At 40.5% G+C, this 659-nt stretch carries 1 protein-coding gene; it reads left to right on the top strand.

Annotated elements, in window-relative coordinates:
• Positions 1–281: phosphatase PAP2 family protein (locus B3V51_RS08800; protein ID WP_286708283.1), on the top strand; the 281-nt coding region annotated here is incomplete at its 5' end.
• Between the last annotated feature and the right edge of the window lie 378 nt (positions 282–659).

The following is a 659-nucleotide window of genomic DNA, read 5'->3' as shown; positions in this document are numbered from 1 at the left end:
GGCTGCTCTCACTGGCTGTTTTGCTGTGTGTGCTGATTGGACTGAGTAGAATCGTGTTAAACGAGCACTATCTGAGCGATGTGCTAGGCGGGTTTTTGGTGGGGTCGCTGTGGCTGATCATTGCGATCAGTGTGACGGAGTGGCTGACCGCAAGGGGTAAGATTAATTGGCACATGTCATGGTCAAAAGGACAAATCTCACTGGTATGGCTGGGCGTCATCATGGTGTTTGTGGCCACACTGATTTATGCCAATATGTATCAGTTTCCACTGCTTGGGTAGTGGTGGAAACTAAATTGGCTTGGAAGGTATAAAACGCTCAGCGCTTATAACTGGCTAAATGTACTCTTTGATGTCATCATGAAATAAGTTAGGCAATGATCAGAGTTATACCCACGGATCATTAAGAAAATCAAATAGCTCCTGAAATAAAAAGTTAAAAAAACAGCCATTTTTTGTATATTTTAATGGCTTATTATAACGATTAGTTGAAGCCTTGATGAACACTCCCAGTAACTTCAAATTGATTTTGCTGAAACTCTACCGATGGAATATCAATATGGTCTTTTAACCAAGGCCACACTTCATTAGTTTTACCATTAGCCTGATGAGCTACGTAGAAAAATGATATTACGGGCTCTATAGTCAATCAATATTAAA

The organism is Psychrobacter sp. UBA2514 (assembly GCF_002341255.1).
Lineage (GTDB): Bacteria > Pseudomonadota > Gammaproteobacteria > Pseudomonadales > Moraxellaceae > Psychrobacter > Psychrobacter pacificensis.
Note: the sequence above shows the minus strand (reverse complement) of the source record. Positions and strands in the feature narration are given on the sequence as shown.